16 protein-coding genes are annotated in these 19,933 nt (G+C 65.5%); 9 read left to right on the top strand and 7 right to left on the bottom strand.

Translation table 11 applies throughout. From position 1 onward, the window contains the following. Window positions 1-69: 69 nt before the first annotated feature. The 3 genes from U1769_RS22830 to groES form a co-directional block, all read right to left on the bottom strand. The gene (locus tag U1769_RS22830) at window positions 70-1,683 is read right to left on the bottom strand and encodes a DUF6311 domain-containing protein (protein WP_332720396.1); all 1,614 of its coding nucleotides are present in this window, start codon (window positions 1,681-1,683) and stop codon (window positions 70-72) included. Window positions 1,684-2,040: 357 nt separating this feature from the next. Then, window positions 2,041-3,684 carry a chaperonin GroEL gene (gene groL / locus U1769_RS22825; RefSeq protein ID WP_332720395.1) on the bottom strand — a complete coding sequence of 548 codons (1,644 nt, stop codon included), beginning with the start codon at window positions 3,682-3,684 and terminating at the stop codon, window positions 2,041-2,043. Window positions 3,685-3,736: 52 nt separating this feature from the next. Continuing rightward, window positions 3,737-4,024, bottom strand: coding sequence for a co-chaperone GroES (gene groES / locus U1769_RS22820; RefSeq protein WP_332720394.1), 288 nt, complete (start codon window positions 4,022-4,024; stop codon window positions 3,737-3,739). Between the two features lie 221 nt (window positions 4,025-4,245). Between groES and sppA the strand changes: the two genes are divergently transcribed. The 6 genes from sppA to U1769_RS22790 all read left to right on the top strand — a co-directional run bounded on the left by sppA (window position 4,246) and on the right by U1769_RS22790 (window position 11,173). Then, the gene (gene sppA, locus U1769_RS22815; RefSeq protein ID WP_332720393.1) at window positions 4,246-6,126 is read left to right on the top strand and encodes a signal peptide peptidase SppA; all 1,881 of its coding nucleotides are present in this window, start codon (window positions 4,246-4,248) and stop codon (window positions 6,124-6,126) included. Then, the gene (locus U1769_RS22810) at window positions 6,123-6,686 is read left to right on the top strand and encodes a GNAT family N-acetyltransferase (RefSeq protein WP_332720391.1); all 564 of its coding nucleotides are present in this window, start codon (window positions 6,123-6,125) and stop codon (window positions 6,684-6,686) included. The genes sppA and U1769_RS22810 overlap by 4 nt, the downstream gene beginning before the upstream one ends. Before the next feature lie 161 nt (window positions 6,687-6,847). Beyond that, the gene (gene ileS, locus U1769_RS22805) at window positions 6,848-9,706 is read left to right on the top strand and encodes an isoleucine--tRNA ligase (protein WP_332720390.1); all 2,859 of its coding nucleotides are present in this window, start codon (window positions 6,848-6,850) and stop codon (window positions 9,704-9,706) included. Further along, window positions 9,703-10,221 (top strand): signal peptidase II, encoded by a 519-nt coding sequence (gene lspA, locus U1769_RS22800; protein WP_332720389.1) that lies wholly within the window; start codon window positions 9,703-9,705, stop codon window positions 10,219-10,221. Before ileS ends, lspA begins: the two co-directional genes overlap by 4 nt. Beyond that, a complete protein-coding gene (locus tag U1769_RS22795) occupies window positions 10,214-10,630 on the top strand; it encodes a DUF3035 domain-containing protein (RefSeq protein ID WP_332720388.1) in 417 nt (138 codons plus the stop codon). Before lspA ends, U1769_RS22795 begins: the two co-directional genes overlap by 8 nt. Before the next feature lie 216 nt (window positions 10,631-10,846). Then, window positions 10,847-11,173 carry an ABC transporter ATP-binding protein gene (locus tag U1769_RS22790; protein ID WP_332720387.1) on the top strand — a complete coding sequence of 109 codons (327 nt, stop codon included), beginning with the start codon at window positions 10,847-10,849 and terminating at the stop codon, window positions 11,171-11,173. Between the two features lie 52 nt (window positions 11,174-11,225). Here the strand turns inward: U1769_RS22790 and U1769_RS22785 are convergent, their stop codons facing one another. The 4 genes from U1769_RS22785 to sseA all read right to left on the bottom strand — a co-directional run bounded on the left by U1769_RS22785 (window position 11,226) and on the right by sseA (window position 15,517). Beyond that, a complete protein-coding gene (locus tag U1769_RS22785; protein WP_332720386.1) occupies window positions 11,226-11,972 on the bottom strand; it encodes a TorF family putative porin in 747 nt (248 codons plus the stop codon). Window positions 11,973-12,175: 203 nt separating this feature from the next. Continuing rightward, complete coding sequence (locus U1769_RS22780; RefSeq protein WP_443030448.1) at window positions 12,176-13,405, bottom strand: mechanosensitive ion channel family protein; 1,230 nt, start codon at window positions 13,403-13,405, stop codon at window positions 12,176-12,178. Between the two features lie 53 nt (window positions 13,406-13,458). Next, complete coding sequence (gene metC, locus U1769_RS22775) at window positions 13,459-14,658, bottom strand: cystathionine beta-lyase (RefSeq protein WP_332720384.1); 1,200 nt, start codon at window positions 14,656-14,658, stop codon at window positions 13,459-13,461. Between the two features lie 10 nt (window positions 14,659-14,668). After that, entirely contained in the window at window positions 14,669-15,517 is an 849-nt protein-coding gene (gene sseA / locus U1769_RS22770) for a 3-mercaptopyruvate sulfurtransferase (protein ID WP_332720383.1), read from the bottom strand. A 214-nt stretch (window positions 15,518-15,731) separates the two neighbouring features. Between sseA and queF the strand changes: the two genes are divergently transcribed. The 3 genes from queF (at window position 15,732) to U1769_RS22755 (ending at window position 19,917) form a co-directional block, all read left to right on the top strand. Beyond that, entirely contained in the window at window positions 15,732-16,178 is a 447-nt protein-coding gene (queF, locus tag U1769_RS22765; RefSeq protein ID WP_332720382.1) for a preQ(1) synthase, read from the top strand. Window positions 16,179-16,323: 145 nt separating this feature from the next. Next, window positions 16,324-18,594 carry a glycosyltransferase family 4 protein gene (locus U1769_RS22760; RefSeq protein ID WP_332720380.1) on the top strand — a complete coding sequence of 757 codons (2,271 nt, stop codon included), beginning with the start codon at window positions 16,324-16,326 and terminating at the stop codon, window positions 18,592-18,594. 45 nt (window positions 18,595-18,639) lie between these two features. Then, entirely contained in the window at window positions 18,640-19,917 is a 1,278-nt protein-coding gene (locus U1769_RS22755) for a glycoside hydrolase family 130 protein (RefSeq protein WP_332720378.1), read from the top strand. Window positions 19,918-19,933 lie beyond the last annotated feature (16 nt).

Below are 19,933 nucleotides of genomic sequence, written 5' to 3'. Positions count from 1 at the left end.
CCGGTCATGCCGCATCCGGACGACCGTCTGGTTAACGCGACCGTGAAAAACCCTCGGGCCCGTTCCTTTTTATCGCGACGCAGCCGGCGCGATGATCGAGACGCCGTCGATCACCGTCACCCGGCCAACGAGCGCGGGCGGGATGCGGCCATCGAGCAGGACATACAGCCGGCGGCGATCGATCTGGCCGAGATTGAACGCCACGGCATCGGCATTCACCCGGCGGCGCACCAGAACCGGCTCGCGCGACGCGTAGAAATAACGCACCGGCTTGCCCGCCAGGATCGCGCGCCAGGCGATTTCCTCCATCACCGCAAGATCGCGATAGGGCTCGGGCGGCTCGAACTCGATCATGTCGGCCCGGGCGATCAGTGCATCCCAGCGCGGATCGAGCGTGCGGCGATAGGGGCTGGTCGCGGTGGCCGAAAACGTGCTCCCCCGCGCCGATTCGAACAGCGGTACGAGATCGACGAGCTGGATCAGCAGTGCCCCGGCCAGCACCCAGGTGGCGTAGCGCATCCGGCAGGCGACTGCGATCGCCGCCAGCGCGATGCTGTACAGCGCCGGCCAGAACATCCGCCCCGAAGCGCGGATCGGGTCGAGCATCTGGATCAGCCGGCCCGGCATCGGCAGGGTAGCGATCACGTCGCCCTGCCAGATCAGCCGCGGCCCGATCGCGACCAGCGTCAACACCAGAAAGGCGGGCAGCAGCCAGGCGAGCCGGGGAAAGAGATCGTCCTTCGGCTGATCCCCGCGGTGGCGCACCGCGTAGACCAATGCGATCATGACGAGCAGAATCAGCCCGACGCCCAGATAGTTCATCCCCTCGAGCGCCTGCGAGGCATCGAGCGACCGGGCCGGGAGCAGCGCCGAATAGGCCCGGTCGTTCGGATTCCACAGCGCGTCGAGCGCCATCGAGAAGGCGCCATAGCCGCCGGCCGCGAGGATCGGCTGGCCGACGGTGCCGAGCAGGATCGGGACGATCAGCAGCGGCGCCAGCACCACGGCGACATCAGTGAACATGCGCGCGCGCGCTTTCCCGTTCGGCGCCAGTACGAATTGCCGCAGCATCGCGCTCGCCCAGATCGCGGCGACCATCACCAGCAGATAGGGGTGGATCAGCATCGCGGCGACGATCACCGCCACCCACCAGCCCGGGTTCGCCACGCGCCGCGCATCGACGAAGATCCATAGCGCCCAGAGGATCAGCCACTGCGCGCACAGATTCACATGGCCGAAGCGCGCCAGCAGCACCGGCATCAGGGTGAGCAGCGCCGCGCCGATCCAGGTCGCCAGCGGATTGGGCGCGTAGCGGCGGACCAGCGCCGCGGCAAAGCCGGTGTGCAACAGGATGCAGGCGAACAGCCACCAGCCGAGATATTGGAGCCCGGTCGGCAGGATCGCCGCGAACGGGCGCAGCAGCAGGCCGAGCAACGGATTGCCGTCCGTCAGCGCGAGCGAGATGCCCTCGGGCGCCATCAGCAAGGTCGAATGAAGCGACGGCCAGGGCGCCGCGGTGCGCAGATACGCCGCCATGCCGACCGCCGCTTGCCCGTGATCGTTGCCGTCGAGCAGCCAGGCCAGCCGCGTCGGATTCAGCACGGCGAGATGTTGCCAGCCAGCGAAGATCGCAAAGCTGAGCGTCAGCCAAGGTAATATCCACAGGAGCAGACGGTCGCGCATCGCTCCGCCCCATGCGCGCGCGACGCGGGAAAATCCATGCGCCTTATTATTCCTCCCCGGTACGGGGACCACCCGCTTCTTCAGCGGGTGGTGGAGGGGCTTGGAGCGCGAAACGCCTGCCCCGCGCTTTAAGCCCATCATCCGCGGAAGCAGCACGCGGCCCTCGCTTCGTGAGGCGAACAAGAAAAGGGCCGGAGGTTTCCCTCCGGCCCTTTCTTTTTCTCGACCAGTCGGCCGGGAGCTTGGATCGGCGCGGGCAAAGCCCGCGCTTTCGTCGGTCGGGTCGGCGGCGTTGCCGCCGAACCGCCGTCCGTTCTGATTTCGTGTCGGGACCAGCTTTGCTGGTCCCGTCCGAAATCAGAAGTCCATGCCGCCCATGCCGCCCATGCCGCCGCCGCCCATGGGCATGGCGGGCTTGTCTTCCGGCAGCTCGGACACGGCGGCTTCCGTCGTGATGAGCAGGCCGGAGACCGAGGCCGCGTCCTGCAGGGCAGTGCGGACGACCTTGGTCGGGTCGATCACGCCGCTCTCGACAAGGTTCTCATACTGGTCGGTCTGCGCATTGAAGCCCAGCGTCGGGTCGTTGCCGTCGAGCAGCTTGCCCGAGATCACCGCACCGTCATGGCCCGCATTCGCCGCAATCTGGCGAACCGGCGCGTAGAGCGCCTTGCGGACGATATCGATGCCGCGGGTCTGGTCGTCGTTCGCGCCCTTCATGCCCTCGAGTGCCTTGGTGGCATAGAGGAGAGCCGTGCCGCCGCCGGGGACGATGCCCTCTTCGACTGCTGCGCGGGTTGCGTGGAGAGCGTCGTCGACGCGATCCTTGCGCTCCTTGACTTCCACTTCGGTCGAACCGCCGACCTTGATCACGGCAACGCCGCCGGCGAGCTTGGCAAGGCGCTCCTGGAGCTTCTCCTTGTCGTAATCGCTGGTGGTGTTCTCGATCTGCTGGCGGATCGCGTCGGTGCGGCCCTTGATCGCGTCATGGTCGCCGGCACCATCGACGATGGTGGTGTTGTCCTTGTCGATCGTGACGCGCTTGGCGGTGCCGAGCATGCCGATCGTGACGCTCTCGAGCTTGATGCCGAGATCCTCGGAGATCATCTCGCCCTTGGTCAGGATCGCGATGTCCTCGAGCATCGCCTTGCGGCGATCGCCGAAGCCAGGCGCCTTGACGGCTGCGACCTTGAGGCCGCCGCGCAGCTTGTTGACGACGAGCGTGGCTAGAGCCTCACCCTCGATGTCCTCGGCGATGATCAGGAGCGGACGGCCCGACTGGACGACGGCTTCCAGGATCGGGAGCATCGCCTGCAGGTTCGACAGCTTCTTCTCGTGGATCAGGATGTACGGATCGTTCAGCTCGACCGACATCTTCTCCGGGTTGGTGATGAAGTAAGGCGAGAGATAGCCGCGGTCGAACTGCATGCCTTCGACGACGTCGAGCTCGAACTCGAGGCCCTTGGCTTCCTCGACGGTGATCACGCCTTCCTTGCCGACCTTCTCCATCGCCTCGGCGATCTTCTCGCCGACGACGGTGTCGCCGTTAGCCGAGATGATGCCGACCTGGGCGATTTCCTTGGTGCCCGAGACGGGCTTGGAACGTGCCTTGAGGTCCTTGACGACTTCGATGACCGCGAGGTCGATGCCGCGCTTCAGGTCCATCGGGTTCATGCCGGCCGCAACCGACTTCATGCCTTCGCGAACGATCGCCTGGGCGAGAACGGTCGCGGTGGTGGTGCCGTCACCGGCGACGTCGTTGGTCTTCGAGGCCACTTCGCGCAGCATCTGCGCGCCCATGTTCTCGAACTTGTCCTTCAGCTCGATCTCCTTGGCGACGGTGACGCCGTCCTTGGTGATGCGCGGTGCGCCGAACGACTTGTCGATCACGACGTTGCGGCCCTTCGGCCCAAGCGTGACCTTCACTGCGTCGGCGAGGATGTCCACGCCGCGGAGAATGCGCTCACGCGCGTCACGCGAAAATTTTACGTCCTTGGCTGCCATGTGAGGCTACCCTTTCAAATTGGAAAGTTGAGGAAATTCGGAAGGTCGTGGCTTAGCCGACGATCCCCAAAATATCGGATTCCTTCATGATCAGCAGGTCTTCACCGTCGATCTTGACTTCGGTGCCGGACCATTTGCCGAACAGGATCTTGTCGCCAGCCTTGACGTCGAGCGGGGTGATCGTGCCGTCCTCGGCGCGGGCGCCGGTGCCGACGGAGACGACTTCGCCTTCCTGCGGCTTTTCCTTGGCGGTCTCGGGGATGATGATCCCGCCCGCGGTCTTCTCTTCAGCCTCTACGCGGCGGACGAGGACGCGGTCGTGCAACGGACGAAAAGTCATATGCGCTTGTCCCTTTTCAAATGGGGTCGTTAATCATTGTTAGCACTCACGCGGAGTGAGTGCCAGCGATGCGCATATGTGGCGGGACGGTCGTTTCGTCAACCGCAGGCCAAGCCATTCCGGTGACAATTTCGCCCTGTATTGCGTGCCTAATACAGGCGTTTACTCAACCCCCCTCATGCTCTAGCGAAGGGTCAACCGCATATGCAGGGGAACGCTACGTGAGACTTGTTCGAGGCGCCTGGAAGATTCTGGTCGGCATCAAGGACGCCCTTGTCCTGATCGCGATGCTGCTGTTCTTCGGCCTGTTGTTCGGCGCGCTGTCGGCCAAGCCTGGCCCGACCACGATCCGCGACGGCGCGCTGGTGCTGCGGCTCGACGGCCAGATCGTCGAGCAGCCCGAGGAAGCCGATCCCTTCGCGGCGATCAGCGGGGGCACGCCGATGCATCAGTTTCGCCTTCGCGACGTCGTCCGCGCGCTCGACAAGGCGAAGGACGATGATCGGGTCAAGGCAGTGGTGCTCGATCTCGACTCGTTCCGCGGCGGCTATCCCGCGGCGATCGAGGAGGTCGGCAACGCCATCCGCCGCGTGCGCGACAGCAAAAAGCCGGTCCTTGCCTATGCCACCGCCTATACCGATTCCGGATATCGCCTGGCCGCCAATGCCAGCGAGATATGGATGAGCCCGATGGGTGGCACATTGTTCATGGGGCCGGGCGGATCGCAGCTCTATTACAAAGGGCTGATCGACAAGCTGGGGGTCAACGCGCACGTCTACCGCGTCGGCAAGTATAAATCCTATGTCGAGCCCTATACCCGCGCCGATGCCTCGCCCGAGGCGAAGGAAGAGGTGGTCAAGCTCTACCAGGTCCTGTTCGCGCAGTGGCAGGAAGCGATCGTCAAGGCGCGGCCCAAGGCGAAGATCGCCGATTTCCTCAGCAAGCCCGATCAGGTGATCACTGCCGTGCAGGGCGATATCGCCAAGGCCAACATGCAGGCTGGCCTGATCGACAAGCTCGGCACGCGCTTCGATTTCGGCAAGCGCGTGGCGGAGATTGCCGGCTCCGACAGCCAGAAGCCGGCCGGCACCTTCAACACGATCAATTATGCCGCCTATGTCGCGGCCAATCCGCTGCCGACCAATGGCGCCGCGATCGGCGTGCTGACGATCGCGGGCGATATCGTCGACGGCAAATCCAATAACGGCAGCGCCGGTGCCGACACGGTGACCAAGGCCTTGCTCGAAGGACTCGCCCGCAAGGATCTGAAGGCGCTGGTGGTGCGGATCGATTCGCCGGGTGGCTCGGCGCTGGCGTCGGAGGACATGCGCCGCGCGATCATGGAGGCCAAGGCGCAGAAGCTGCCGGTGGTGATCTCGATGGGCAGCCTGGCCGCATCGGGCGGCTATTGGGTGGCGACCGCGGGCGACACGATCTTTGCCCAGCCCAACACCATCACTGGCTCGATCGGCATCTTCGGCATCATTCCGTCGTTCGAGAACACGCTGCGCAAGATCGGCGTCACCAGCGACGGCGTCCGCACGACGCCGCTGTCGGGCCAGCCCGACGTGGTCGGCGGCTTCTCGACGGCGGCCGATACGATCTTCCAGGCCGGCATCGAAAATGGCTATCGCCAGTTCATCGCGCGCGTAGCGGAGGCCCGCAAGCTCAGCCCGCAACGGGTCGACGAGATCGGGCAGGGCCGGGTATGGGATGGCGGCACCGCCCGCCAGATCCGCCTGGTCGATCGCTTCGGCGGGTTGCAGGATGCAATCGACGAGGCGGCGCGCCGCGCTGGCCTGAAACCGGGGGACGTGCATGCCGAATATCTCGAAAAGAAACCCGGCTGGATTGGCCAGTTGATGGAGAAGGTGATCGGGCCGGACGACGGCGACACCAGCGGCGACGGCACTGATGCCTTCACCCGCATCGCGGCCGATCGCCGCGCGATCTTCGCTCAGGCGCTGGGGGACGTGAAGCGCATCGGCACCGGCGCGGCGATCCAGGCGCGTTGCCTCGAATGCGAAGGTCTGGGCGGGACGAGCGCATCGTCGTCCGACATCAAACTGCTCGATTTCGTGCTCGCACGGGTGGCGCAATGATCGCGATTCGGGCCGCGCGGCCGGAAGACGCCGCCGCGATCGCGGCGATCTATGCGCCCTATGTCGAGACTGGCACCGTCTCGTTCGAACTGGAGCCGCCGGACGCCCGCGCGATGCGGGGGCGGATGGCGTCGTCGGATGGGCTCTATCCCTGGCTCGTCGTCACCAATGGCGATGAAGAAGGCGGGGTGCTGGGCTATGCCTATGCGACGAAGTTCCGCGATCGGCCGGCGTATAAATATATCGTCGAGACCTCGGTCTATCTCGCCAGCGGCACGCAGGGGCAGGGCAATGGCCGCCAGGTCTATGAGGCGCTGATCTCCACCCTGCGCGCGCAGGGCTTCACCCATGCGGTCGGCGCGATCGCCTTGCCCAACGATTATTCGATCCGCCTGCACGAATCGGTCGGCTTCCGCCGCACCGGCGTGCTGCGCGAAGTCGGTTATAAGCAGGGCCGCTGGATCGACGTCGGCTTCTGGCAGCGCGAGCTCAACCCGGCGACGATCCCGCCGCTCGAGCCCAAGCCGTTCAGCGAAGTGGGCCTGGTGCGGAACGGGTGATTCTCCTCTCCCGGCGGTTCGCATCGGCAAGCCGCGAAGCTCGGCGGGGTGAGGGCGCGTATTCGGTCACCCTCACCCTCCCATGCTTCGCATGGGCCCTCCCTCTCCCGCTGGGAGAGGGGTTTTAACGTTCTCCCCTCTCGTCTAAAGCCCGCCCACTCATGACCGACGCACCCGATACCCAGCGCGACTGGCGCGACACCGTCTTCCTGCCGAAGACCGATTTCCCGATGAAGGCCGGCCTGGCCCAGAAGGAGCCGGTGATTCTGGAGCGCTGGGCGAAGCTCGGCCTGTACGATCGCCTGCGCGAGCAGCGGAAGGGCCGCGAGCGCTTCATCCTGCATGATGGCCCGCCCTACGCCAATGGCGACATCCATATGGGCCATGCGATGAACAAGGTGCTGAAGGACATCATCGTCCGCAGCCAGTCCTTGCTCGGCAAGGACGCGCCGTACGTGCCCGGCTGGGATTGCCACGGCCTGCCGATCGAATGGAAGGTCGAGGAAGCGTACCGCGCGAAGAAGCTCGACAAGGATCAGGTGCCGGTCGCGCAGTTCCGCGCCGAATGCCGCGCCTATGCCGAGAAATGGGTCGCGGTGCAGCGCGTCCAGTTCGAGCGCCTCGGCGTGATGGGCGACTGGGAAGACCCGTACCTCACCATGAAGTTCGAGGCCGAGGCCGCGATCGTGAACGAGCTGCTCAAATTCGCCGAAAGCGGCCAGCTCTATCGCGGCGCCAAGCCGGTGATGTGGTCGCCGGTCGAGAAGACAGCGCTGGCCGAGGCCGAGGTGGAATATGAGGATGTGGTGTCGACCCAGATCGACGTCGCGTTCGAGATCACCGAAGCGCCGAACGCGCCCGAACTGGTCGGCGCTTATGCGGTGATCTGGACGACGACGCCGTGGACGATTCCGGTGAACCAGGCGCTGAGCTATGGGCCTGAGGTCGAGTACTCACTGGTCGGTTTTTTGCGCGATAACGAGACGGTGAAGCTGCTCGTCGCAACAGATCTGCTTTCGAGCTTCATGCAACGGACTGGTTTGCAGCCAACAGCGATTCCTTTGGAACGCGGGGTATTCAAGGGCGCGCAACTTGTCGGCGCTGTCGCCCGCCACCCCATGCACAAGCTCGGCGGCTTCTTCGCCAAGCCGCGCCCGTTCCTGCCCGGCGATTTCGTCACTACCGACGCCGGCACCGGCCTCGTCCATATGGCGCCCGACCACGGCGAGGACGATTTCCTCCTCTGCAAGGCGCACGGCATCGATCCCGTCTTCGCGGTCGATGGCGCGGGCATGTTTCGGCCCGACTGGCTGTGGCTGGGCGGGCAGGGCAGCGTCATCAACAAGAAGTTCGTCGCGTCGGACGGCCCGATCTGCACCGATCTGCGCGAGGCAGGGGCGCTGCTCGCCGCATCGGACGATTTCGCGCACAGCTATCCGCATAGCTGGCGCTCCAAGGCCAAGGTGATCTTCCGCGCCACGCCGCAATGGTTCATCCCGATGGACGAGATCAAACAGGATCTCGCCGTCGCCGAGCCGATCGAGCTGGGCGCCGATGCCGGCTTCGCGCCGATGCTCGGCCACGCCATCGGCAATGGGCCGACCCTGCGCGAGATCGCGCTCGATGCGATCGAGCGGACGCGCTGGATCCCGGCGCGCAGCCAGAACCGCATCCGCTCGATGGTCGAACAGCGCCCCGACTGGGTGATCAGCCGCCAGCGTGCCTGGGGCGTGCCGATCGCGCTCTATGTCGACCGCGTGACCGGCCAGTATCTCAACGATCCGGCGGTGAACGCCCGCATCGTCGACGCGTTCAAGGCAGGCGGCGCCGACGCATGGTTCGCGGCCGACCACCAGGCCCTGCTCGGCGACAAGTACCGCGCCGAGGATTATGAGGTGATCACCGACATCCTCGACGTCTGGTTCGATTCGGGCTCGACTCACGCCTTCGTGATCGAGGCGCGTTATGGTGAAGGCACGCGCGCCAATCTCTATCTAGAAGGCTCGGACCAGCATCGCGGCTGGTTCCAGTCGTCGCTGCTCGAAAGCGCCGGCACGCGCGGCCGCGCGCCATACGATGCCGTGCTGACGCACGGCTTCGCGCTGGACGGGCAGGGCAAGAAGATGTCGAAGAGCCTCAAGAACGTCGTCGATCCGCTCAAGATCATCGACGAATCCGGTGCCGACATCTTGCGCATGTGGGTAGCCTCGACGGATTATTTCGACGATGTGAAGATCGGCAAGGAAGTGCTCGCCACGGCCTCCGACGCCTATCGCAAGCTGCGCAACACCTTCCGCTACATGCTCGGCGCGCTCGACGGGTTCAGCGATGCGGAGAAGGTCGATACGCGGCACATGCCGGAGCTGGAGCTGTATGTGCTCCACCTGCTCGGCCGGCTCGATGTCGAGCTGAAGGCGGCGACGGAGAATTTCGAGTTCAACCGCTATCTGCGGCTGCTCACGGATTTCGCGCAGGACGATCTGTCGGCCTTCTTCTTCGATATCCGCAAGGACAGTCTCTATTGCGACGCGCCTGACGATGCGAAGCGGCGCGCCTATCGCACCGTGCTCGACATCCTGTTCCACGCGCTGATCCGATACGCCGCGCCGATCCTCTGCTTCACGGCGGAGGAAGTTTGGCAGGCGCGTTTCCCGGACGAGGAAGGATCGGTCCATTTCCTCGAATGGCCCGAACTGCCAGCGCTGCCGGGTGACGATGCGGTGGCGACGGTGTGGGCCGATGTCCGCAGCCTGCGCGAGCAGGTGACCGAGGCGATCGAGCCGCTGCGCCGCGAGAAGATCGTGCGCTCCAGCCTCGAGGCTGAAGTGACCGTGCCGAAATCGCCGCTGTCGAACGAGGCGCTGGCCGAGTTGTTCATCGTGGCGAAGGTGTCGACCGGCGATAGCGTGTCGGTGACCCGCACCGCTTTCCATAAATGTGGCCGCTGCTGGCGGCATCTGCCCGATGTCGCCGAGGATGGCGCGCTCGATGCGCGTTGCGCTACGGTGGTTGCACGATGAGCCGGCTTCCCGTCTTCGGCCTCGCCAGCGGCGCCGTGCTGTTCGTCGCCGACCAGGCGACCAAATATGGCGTGACCGACATTCTCGGCCTTAACGAATCCAGCCTGGGGCGGGACATCACGTCCTTCTTCACGCTGCGCTTCGTCGCCAATCGCGGCGTCTCGCTCGGCTTGCTGCATGCCGATACCGAAGCGATGCGCTGGGGGCTGGTCGTGCTGACCGCGGCGATCGCGATCGGCGTGCTGGTGTGGATGCTGCGCGAGCCCAACAAGCAGGACCAGTTCGCGCTCGGCCTGGTACTGGGCGGTGCGGTCGGCAATATCCTCGATCGGATCCGCTTCGGCTATGTCGTGGATTTCGCGGATCTGCACATCGGGTCCTGGCGGCCCTTTCTGGTATTCAATGTCGCCGACGCGGCGATTACGATAGGGGTGCTCATCCTGCTTGTGCGAGCGCTCCTGGTGCGCGACAAGCCGCGGGCAGGGCGTGCTTCAGTGGAGAATATTAATGCGTAAGTTGGTGTCGATCGCAACCGGGCTTGGCCTTGCCGTCCTGCTCGCCGGCTGCGGCCATGGTGGCATGGACCGGGAGCGGCCGGACGAATTCGCCGTCGCGCGCCAGGCACCTTTGGTCATCCCGCCCGATTTCGCCCTCACGCCGCCCCAGCCGGGCGCTGCGCGCGCCAATGACGTGAGCCCCAACGCCCAGGCGCTCGATGCGCTGTTCGGCGGCCGTTCGGCGCGCAGCGCGTCGGAAAGCGCGACGATCGAAGCGGCCGGCGGCGATAGCGCCGATCCCGGCATCCGCTCGTCGGTCGCCGATCCCGGCACGGCCGTGGTCGACAAGGGCACCACCACCCGCGACATCGTCGCCGCCCCCGAAGGCGACGGCCAGGACGCGCGCGCAACCACGCCGAATCCATAAACGGAGGGTCGCGCGCAGGCGGGAGGGGAGAATAGACGTTCCGCTCCACCGCCCTGCTTCCTGACCGATGCGCGCGATCCTGATCCGCAGGCTTGCGACTGCCCTCCCGACGCTGCTTGCCGTCTTGAGCGTGGCCGAAAGCGTCGCCGAGCCGCTGCGCCATCTCCAGTCGGGTCCTGACGGCAGCGCCGGTCGCGGGCGATAGCGGACTCGCCTTTGCCGATCGGCGTCCGGCCGGCCTGTGTGGCGCCAGGCGCAACGCGTGGCCATCGCGCGAGCGCTGGTCGCATCGCCCGGCTGCTGATCCTTGATGAAGCGACGTCGGCGCTCGACGTACTGGTGGCGGGGCGGGTGCTCGACCGGCTTCAGCGGGAGCGGGGGCTTGCGATCCTGATGATCTCCCACGACATCGCGGCCGCGCGGCGGCTGTGCCACCGCATCGCGGTGATGGAGGCGGGGCGGATCGTCGAGGAAGGGCCGGCCGATGCGATCGTCGCCGCGCCACAGTCGGCGGCAGCACGCGCGCTGGTCGCGGCGCGCTGACAAGCAAAAGGGGGCGGCCATGGGCCACCCCCTTTCGACATTTCAGCGAAGCTTAGAAGCTGACGCCGACCGAGCCGACGACGCCCGAACCGGTAATGTTGCGGCTACCCACATACACGTCCTTGTTCGTGTCGACATAGCTCACACCGAAGGTGAGGTGATTCCAGGTCACGGTCGCGCCCAGGCCCCAGTCGGTATATTCCTTACCCGAGGGGATCAGGTAGCTCGGGCCCCAGCTGTGGCCGAGATGGGCGGTCAGGCCGATCGGCGTGTTCGGGATGCCTGCCGAAAGATCGCCGGCGAGGTACAGATTGTCCTCCTTGCCCGAGCCAACCGACAGTGCGTTCGACTTCGGCGCATAGTTCGCGGTCACCTTGCCGGTGACCGGGCCGGCCGTTGCGGAGACGGCGACATAAGGCTCGAAGAAGTCGGTCGGCGCACTGCCGCCGCCCGGATAGTAATAATAGAGCACGCCACCGTCGATTTTGACGCCGTTGCCGAAGGTGTGGGAATAACCGGCGATCAGATCCAGCTCCTGGTCACTGCCGGCCGCGACATAGTCGTCGATCGAAGAACCCCAGGCGCTGACATAGAAGCCAGACTCATGCGTCACGGTCAGGCCACCCTGCAACGCGACCTTCTTGTTGGTCTGCGAGACGCCGCGGAAGCGATAATCGGAGACGATGGTAGCACTACCGGAGACGGTGATGGCCGGCGGCGGCGCGGTTTCTTCCTGCGCGAACGCAGGTGTGGCGGAGGCAAGCATCAGCGCGCTGAGGCCGATCGTGGTGAAGCGCATGGGTATCCCTTTCGATGTGAAAACGGGTCCCCACCTGCAGCCGGCGGAACCAGGCATCTGTAAGGGCGGACGACCGCCTCCCCGTGCCAGTGTTTCCGTTCGGTAACGAAATATTGCCGAGCCGCGCTGCAACGCACAACATAATTCTGTCACGCAGCGCTGGTTTGCGCTGCATGTTGCACTCGCGCAACAGTGTCGGGACGCTACGGCAGCGGGTTCGGCTGCCCCGGTTTGTGGCTGAAATGTATCTGTCTTTGCGGCAGCGGGAGATCGATCCCATGCTCCTTGAACAGCCACCACAGGCGATTGAGCACGTCGGAGCGAACATTGCCGACGCCGCCTTCGGGATCGCTGATCCAGGCGAGGATTTCGTGATCGACGCCGCTCTGGCCGAAGGCGTTCAGCCAGACAGTCGGCTTCGGGCTGTTGAGCACCCGCGGGCTTTCCACCGCCGCGCGCATCATCAGTTCCTGCGCCAGCTTCAGGTCGCAGCCATAGCCCACCGTCACCGGGATCCGCACCCGGACGTTGCGGTCCGTGTACGACCAGTTCTCCACCTCATTGGTCATGAGGTTTTCGTTCGGGATCAGATGCTCCTTGCCGTCCCGCGTCAGCACCGAGACGGCGCGGATGCCGATCCGGTTGACCCAGCCGAAGCTCTCGCCGACGACGATCACGTCGCCCGGCTTGATCGAGCGGTCCATCAGCAGGATGATGCCCGCGATCAAATTGCCGATGGTCTTCTGCAGGCCGAACCCCACCGCGAGGCCGAACGCGCCGGAGAATACCGCGAACGCCGTCAGATCGATGCCCAGCAGATCGACGCCGAAGAAGAAGGCGACCGTGACGACGGCAATACCGGCGAGCTTTTGCGAAAGCAGCTTCTGGGTCGCGTCCATCCCGCGCGCGGTGGCGATCCAGTGCGCGATCAGGCGGTTGGCCAGACGCACCGCGGCGAACAGCGCGGTGGCGGTCACCACGATCGTCACGACCGATAGCAGCGAGAAGCGCCGCTTGCCGATATCAACGCCGATTCGTTCGAGCACCAGGGTGATCGGCGCCAGCCCGCCAACGGCATGGCTGAGAATGGCCACGAAGATGATCGATGCGACCGACCAGGCCATCCAGCGCGGGATACCCAGGCCGCGCAGCAGTTCGATGCACACCAAAGCCGTCGCCGCGCCGAGCGCGAAGCCGATCGGGAATCCGGCAAGCGGGGGCCATTCGGTGACGTTGAGCAGGATCGCCAGCAGCAAGGCGGCGGTGCCGTGACGCACGATACGATGGAGCCGCAGGCCGACGCCCTCGGCCTGGCCGCCGAGGCGCTTCTTCCATTCCTGTTCGGCCCGCTGTCCGAGCAGGCGGCCGGCGGCGAGGCCGGCGAGCAGCGCCAGCAGCACCAGGCCACCGGCGACGGCAATTTGGATCAGCATGGTTTGGGAGATCGTCGCCAGCCCGAGCGGTTCCAGCCAGGCGGCGACCGGGGTCACGCCAGCGCTGCCCGGAACCGGCCGAGACCGGCGTCGAGATCGGCGATCAGGTCGTCCGGATCCTCGATGCCGATCTGGAGCCGCACCAGCAGCCCGGAATCGCGCCGCTTGGTGGCGGTGCGGTAGCGCGCCGGATCGACCGGCAGCGCAAGGCTCTCGAAGCCGCCCCAGCTATAGCCGATGCCGAAATGCTCGAGCCCGTCGATCAGCGCGGCGCGGGCCTCCTCGGTCGCGTTCTCGAGCGTGAAGGAGAACAGCCCGGTCGATCCCTTGAAATCGCGCACGAACAACTCGTGGCCGGGGCAATCCGGCAGCGCCGGGTGGAACACCGCACCCACCCCGGGCTGCTGCTTCAGCCAGCGCGCGATCGTCAGCGCGCTCGACTGGTGCTGGGCGAGGCGGATCGCGAGCGTGCGCAGCCCGCGCGAGCCGAGCCAGCAATCGTCCGGGCTGGCGATCTGGCCGAGCTGGAAGCTGGTGTCGCGCAGCTTCGCGAAATGCCCCGGCGCGGCGGTGACCGATCCGAGCATCACGTCGGAATGGCCGACGATATATTTGGTGCAGGCAAGGATCGACAGATCGATCCCCCGCTCGATCGCCGGGAAGAACAGCGGCGTCGCCCAGGTATTGTCGAGCAACGTCACGATGCCGCGCGCCTTCGCCGCCGCGACGATCGCCGGCACGTCCTGCACCTCGAAGGTCAGGCTGCCGGGGCTTTCCATGAAGATCGCGCGCGTTGTGTCGCTGATCATCCCGGCAATGTCGGCGCCGATCAGCGGATCGTAGAAGCGCGTGGCGATGCCCATGCGCTTGAGCAGCCCGGTCGCCATCGAGCGGGTCGGATCATAGGCGCTGTCGGGCAGGAGCAGCTCGTCGCCCGGCGAGAGCACGGAGAGCAGCGCTGCAGCGATCGCCGCCACGCCGGAGGGATAGAGGAAGGTCGCCTCCGCGCCCGGCTCCAGATCGGTCAGCGCGTCGGCGAGCGACCACTGAGTCGGCGTGCCGCGCCGCCCGTAGAACAGCCGGTGGTGCGTATCCCGGCCGCCCGCCGCACGCAGCTCCGCGACCGAATCATAGAGGATCGTGGAGGCCCGCCACACCGGCGGATTGACGATCCCCTGAGTCCAGCCCGGGCGGCGGCCGGCCGCCACAACACGCGTCGAATCGCCCTTGGGGCGGCCGTCCTGCTCACTCATTCATTGCTGCTCACGCTGTTCCCGTTGCTTTCGGGGTTGATCGATCGGCGCCCCATTCGGACCAGCTGCCGTCATAGACCGCCGCTTCGTTGCCGAGCAGATGCGCGCCGAACGCGAGGACCGAGGCAGTGATGCCGGATCCGCACGTCATGACCACCGGCTTGGCCAGATCGACGCCGGCCTCGTCGAATTCGGCCTTCAGCGCCGCGCCCTGCTTCCAGGTGCCGTCGGCGTTGAACAACTGGCCATAAGGCAGGTTCTTCGATCCCGGGATATGCCCGGCATGCGTGGCGGGGCGGGGATCGGGCTCCTCGCCGGAGAAGCGTGCGGCGGAGCGGGCGTCGAGCACCTGCTCGGCGCCGCTGTCCAGATTCGCCTTCATCTGATCGAGATTGCGCACGCTCTTGTCGTCCGCCCAGACGGTGAAGTGGCGGTGGCGCAGGCTTTCCTTGCCGCTCGCGACGTCGCGGCCCTCGGCCTGCCATTTGGCGAGGCCCCCATCGAGGATCGCCACGTCATGCGCGCCGAACAGGCGCAGCATCCACCACGCGCGCGCAGCCGTGTGATGCGGGGACTGGTCGTAGAGCACTATGCGGCTGCCATCGCCCAGGCCGAGCGACTGCATGCGGCTCGCGAATTTCTCGGGCGGGGGCAGCATCGAGGGGAGCGGGTTCGACGTATCGGAAAGATCGGCCAGATCCATGAACACCGCGCCGGGAATGTGCGCCGCCTCATATTCCGCCGCCGCGTCGCGCGGCGCTTCGCCGGGCAGGGTGGTGAAATAGGTGGCGTCGACGATCCTGAGGTCGTTCGCGCCCAACTCGTTCGCGAGCCATTCCGTCGTAACCAGCGAGTCCATGGTGTTCCTCCTGACAAAGTCCGCTCGGGTCGAGCATCCGGAGCATCCTCTCCACCCACCGTCCCGGGGAGGAAGAACGACCCATGGCCAAAGCACAGGGCGGACGGAAAGGACTCTCCTGCCTTCTCTCTAGCCAGTGGCGGCGATGGCGTCGAGCCGATCGCGACCGTCGCGCGCCGTTTCAATTCGCCGCATCGCACCCTAGATATGGTTCATGACCCCCAAGCATCTCGGCCAGGCCAGCGCGCTGCCCACTTCTCCCGAAGCGGCGATACTCGATTACGTCCCCAATCCTCGCCCCGGCAGGCCCTATCTCGTGCGCTTCGCGGTGCCCGAATTCACCTCGCTCTGCCCCGTCACGGCGCAGCCCGATTTCGCGCATCTCGTGATCGATTACGTGCCCGGCGAGACGATCGTCGAATCCAAGTCGCTGAAGCTGTTCCTCGGCGCGTTCCGCAACCATCAGGCGTTCCACGAGGATTGCACCGTCGGCATCGGCGAGCGGCTGAATGCCGAAATGAAGCCGCTATGGCTGCGAATCGGCGGCTATTGGTATCCGCGCGGCGGCATCCCGATCGATGTCTTCTGGCAGTCCGGAACGCCGCCGGAGGGTGTCTGGCTGCCCCCGCAGGACGTCCCCGGATATCGCGGACGGGGCTGAATCGTTCATTTCACCTTAATCTTGACCGAAATTAACGCGAATCTCTTGTTGCGGTGCAACATCGGTGCAACCATATTGAAACTTGGCCGTTCGTGGGAGGCAGTTCAGGGGTTCCCAGCCCTGTTTCACATGAGGTAATCACGCAATGGTTCTTTCGGCAGAAACACTTGGCCCGATCGATCACCTGGCGCTGATCGGCAATTTCCTGCCGCGCAAATGCGGCCTTGCAACATATACCACCGATACCTTCACGGCGTTGAAGGGCCGGTTCCCCGATCTCAAGATCGACGTCTATGCGATGGACGATCACCCCGGTCGCTATGAATATCCCCCGGAAGTCACGGCGAGCATCCCCGATCAGGACCGCGTCGCCTATATCAATGCTGCTCGCTCGATCGAGCGGAGTGGCGCCCAGGCGATCTGGCTGCAGCACGAATACGGCATCTTCGGCGGGCCGGCCGGCGAACATATCCTCGCACTGCTCGATCGAGTGTCGATCCCGGTCATCGTTACCCTGCACACTATTCTCGAAAAGCCGAGCGCCGATGAGCGCCGGGTGATGGAGGGCCTTCTGCGCCGCGCCGCCAAGGTCGTCGTGATGGCCGAGCGCGGGCGCGAGATCCTCGAGCGCGTCTATGGCGCGAGCCCGCGGTCGATCGTGATGATCCCGCACGGCGTGCCCGATCGCGCCTTTGTCGATCCGGAGACGTTGAAGGCGCGGTTCGGCTGGGAAGGCCGCAAGACGCTGCTGACCTTCGGCCTGCTGGCGCCCAACAAGGGCATCGAGACGATGATCGACGCGCTGCCGGCGATCGTCGCCGAGCATCCCGACGTTCTGTACGCCGTGCTCGGCGCGACTCATCCCAACCTCGTCGCCCATGAAGGCGAAGCCTATCGCGACCGGCTCAAGGCGCTCGCCGCGGAACACGGCGTTGCCGATCATGTCGCGTTCATCGATGCGTTCCTCGAGCATGACGAACTGATCGACTATCTGCAGGCGGCCGACATTTATGTGACGCCGTACAGCAATCCGGCGCAGATCACGTCCGGCACGCTCTCCTACGCGGTGGGCGTGGGCAAGGCAGTGGTATCGACGCCTTATGTCCATGCCACGGAGATCCTGGGCGACGGGCACGGCGTGCTGGTCGATTTCGGCGACAGCGCTGCCTTTGCGCGCGAGATCAACGCCCTGCTCGGCAGCGATCGCAACCGCGTCCGCCTTTCCGAGCGTGCCTATGCGCGCGGCCGCACGATGATCTGGCCGCGGCTTGCCGAAGTCGCGATGGGCGAAATCGCCGAAATGGTCGCCGCCAAGCCGCGCCGCCTGCCGGCCAAGGTGCGCCTCACGCCGCTGGTGCCGGATATCGCCGCCGTCGAGCGGATGAGCGACTCCACCGGCATGCTGCAGCATTCGATCTATTCGGTGCCGGATCGCCGGCACGGCTATTGCATCGACGATAATGTGCGCGCGCTCATGCTGATGACGGCTATCGACAATCTCGACGAGGCAGTGCGCGACAAATGGATGACGATCTATGCATCGTTCGTCCAATATGCGTGGAATCCGGACAAGCGCCGCTTCCGCAACTTCATGAATTTCGATCGCACCTGGTGCGAGGAATATGGCTCCGAGGATTCCAACGGGCGCACGATTTGGGCGCTCGGCGTCACCGCGCGGCGTTCCTCGCTGGTCAAGCATCGCGACTGGGCCGTGCGGCTGTTCGACGAGACTGCCTCGCTCGCCTTCGAATTGCAGAGCCCGCGCGCTCAGGCATTTGCAATGCTCGGCGCAGCGGCGATGCTGGGCGCCCATCCGGGTCATGAACTCGCCACCAACATCCTGGAGCAATTCTCCAACGACCTGCTCGCGCTGGTCGAAGAGGCGCGGCGCCCCGAATGGGAATGGTTCGAGATCGTGCTCGCCTATGACAACGCCCGGCTGCCAGAGGCCCTGATCCGCGCCGGCATGGCGCTCAAGCGCGATGACCTGCTGAAGTGCGGGCTCTCCACGCTTGGCTGGATCGTCGCACAGCAGACCTCGCCGGAAGGCCGTTTCCGCGCCATCGGCACGGAGAGCTTCGGGCGCGCTTATGAGGAGCCGCTACCGTTCGATCAGCAGCCGCTCGAGGCGCAGGCCACGATCGATGCCTGTTCGGCCGCGTTCAGGGCCACCGGCGATGCGCGCTGGGTCGAAGAGGCGACGCGCGCCTATCGCTGGTATCTCGGCCAGAACGACCTCGATCTGCCGCTGGCGACCGCGCAGGACGGCGGCTGTTTCGACGGCCTGATGCCGACCGGGCTCAATCGCAACCAGGGCGCCGAGTCGATTCTGGCACTGCAATTGGCGTCTTGCGCGATTTCGGGGCTTTCAAAGCGGGTCGAAAGCGTGGCAGGACCGGACCGCGCCGTCGCGTAGCCTCGCTCGCGACGTCGCCAAGACGTCATACCGCGAGGCCCATAAGTGATCGAACTGTTCCACCACGCGCTGCGGCTGCATGCCGATCCCTCACGTGTGGTTGTCCGTCCCTTTCATCTCGCCTGGGCCGGCAATGGCGGCAGCCGGACCGAGCGGCTGGTGCGCGAGGTGATGGAACTCGACACCGCTGCTACCCGCGCCGAGCTCGAAATTGTGCTCAAGGATTTCGAGGCGCGCCACTGGCAGACGCGCCGCGTGTTCATGACCCGCTATGACGAGATCGAGGAAATGCTCGGGCTCGACGGTAGCGAGATCGGCGACGAGAAGCGCCAGCTGATCGGCGCCTATTTCTGCCACGAATACAGCTATGCCGCCGCCGCGCTGATGAATCCAAGCGCGGTGCCGCATTTCGATCAGAGCGGCATGCCGCCGGGATCGCTGCGCATCCTGATGTCGCTGCGCGCGGTGGGGGAGGGGCATATCTCCTCGGTCGCCTTCCGCGAGGGCATCATCACCGCGAACAACGAACTCAAGCTGGCGCCCGAACCACCCTTCGCCACCGCGACCGACGCGGTAGGGCAGGACGAGGAGGAACTGCCCGAGGGGCCGATCACCGTCTATCGTCACCGCGATTCGACTTTGTCGGGCACGGTGATCTTTCCGATCACCGCAGCCCAGTCGAAGGGACTGGAGGATCTCCGGCTCGTCAAATTCACCCATGACGACGGCTCTGACGAATGGCTCGGCACCTATACCGCCTATAACGGCTCGGCGATTCAGTCCGAGCTGCTGCGCACCCGGGATTTCCGCGCGTTCGATCTCGTGCCGATGACCGGCCCTGCCTCGCGCAACAAGGGCATGGCGCTGTTCCCGCGCAAGATCGGTGGCCAGTATATGATGATGGGCCGGCAAGACGGGGAAAACCTGTTCCTGCTCAAATCCGACACGCTGACCCACTGGGAAGAGGGCGAGAAGCTGCTCACCCCGCATTTCCCCTGGGAACTGGTGCAGATCGGCAATTGCGGCCCGCCGATCGAGCTGGACGAAGGCTGGCTGATGCTGACGCACGGCGTCGGCGCGATGCGCAAATATTCGATCGGTGCGGTGCTGCTCGACAAGGACGATCCCTCCAGGGTGCTGGGGCGCACGCGCGAGCCGATCCTGGCCGCGGCGCATGAAGACCGCGAGGGCTATGTGCCCAACGTCGTCTATAGCTGCGGCGCGATCCGCCACGGCGACAAGCTGTTCGTGCCGTACGGCGTGGCGGACAGCTCGGTCGCCTTCGCCTTCATCCCGATCGCGACCCTGCTCGCCGCGATGTGACCTGCTTAAGCCCCTC

Origin of the sequence: Parasphingomonas zepuensis, from assembly GCF_036663735.1 — a bacterium.
Lineage (GTDB): Bacteria > Pseudomonadota > Alphaproteobacteria > Sphingomonadales > Sphingomonadaceae > Sphingomonas.
Note: the sequence above shows the minus strand (reverse complement) of the source record. Positions and strands in the feature narration are given on the sequence as shown.

What these genes read in the sequence shown, in the direction of transcription:
- U1769_RS22830 (WP_332720396.1), bottom strand. Translation starts at nt 1,683, where the DNA reads ATGCGCGACCGTCTGCTCCTGTGGATATTACCTTGGCTGACGCTCAGC.
- groL (WP_332720395.1), bottom strand. Translation starts at nt 3,684, where the DNA reads ATGGCAGCCAAGGACGTAAAATTTTCGCGTGACGCGCGTGAGCGCATT.
- groES (WP_332720394.1), bottom strand. Translation starts at nt 4,024, where the DNA reads ATGACTTTTCGTCCGTTGCACGACCGCGTCCTCGTCCGCCGCGTAGAG.
- U1769_RS22810 (WP_332720391.1), top strand. Translation starts at nt 6,123, where the DNA reads ATGATCGCGATTCGGGCCGCGCGGCCGGAAGACGCCGCCGCGATCGCG.
- ileS (WP_332720390.1), top strand. Translation starts at nt 6,848, where the DNA reads ATGACCGACGCACCCGATACCCAGCGCGACTGGCGCGACACCGTCTTC.
- lspA (WP_332720389.1), top strand. Translation starts at nt 9,703, where the DNA reads ATGAGCCGGCTTCCCGTCTTCGGCCTCGCCAGCGGCGCCGTGCTGTTC.
- U1769_RS22795 (WP_332720388.1), top strand. Translation starts at nt 10,214, where the DNA reads ATGCGTAAGTTGGTGTCGATCGCAACCGGGCTTGGCCTTGCCGTCCTG.
- U1769_RS22785 (WP_332720386.1), bottom strand. Translation starts at nt 11,972, where the DNA reads ATGCGCTTCACCACGATCGGCCTCAGCGCGCTGATGCTTGCCTCCGCC.
- U1769_RS22780 (WP_443030448.1), bottom strand. Translation starts at nt 13,405, where the DNA reads ATGCTGATCCAAATTGCCGTCGCCGGTGGCCTGGTGCTGCTGGCGCTG.
- metC (WP_332720384.1), bottom strand. Translation starts at nt 14,658, where the DNA reads ATGAGTGAGCAGGACGGCCGCCCCAAGGGCGATTCGACGCGTGTTGTG.
- sseA (WP_332720383.1), bottom strand. Translation starts at nt 15,517, where the DNA reads ATGGACTCGCTGGTTACGACGGAATGGCTCGCGAACGAGTTGGGCGCG.
- queF (WP_332720382.1), top strand. Translation starts at nt 15,732, where the DNA reads ATGACCCCCAAGCATCTCGGCCAGGCCAGCGCGCTGCCCACTTCTCCC.
- U1769_RS22760 (WP_332720380.1), top strand. Translation starts at nt 16,324, where the DNA reads ATGGTTCTTTCGGCAGAAACACTTGGCCCGATCGATCACCTGGCGCTG.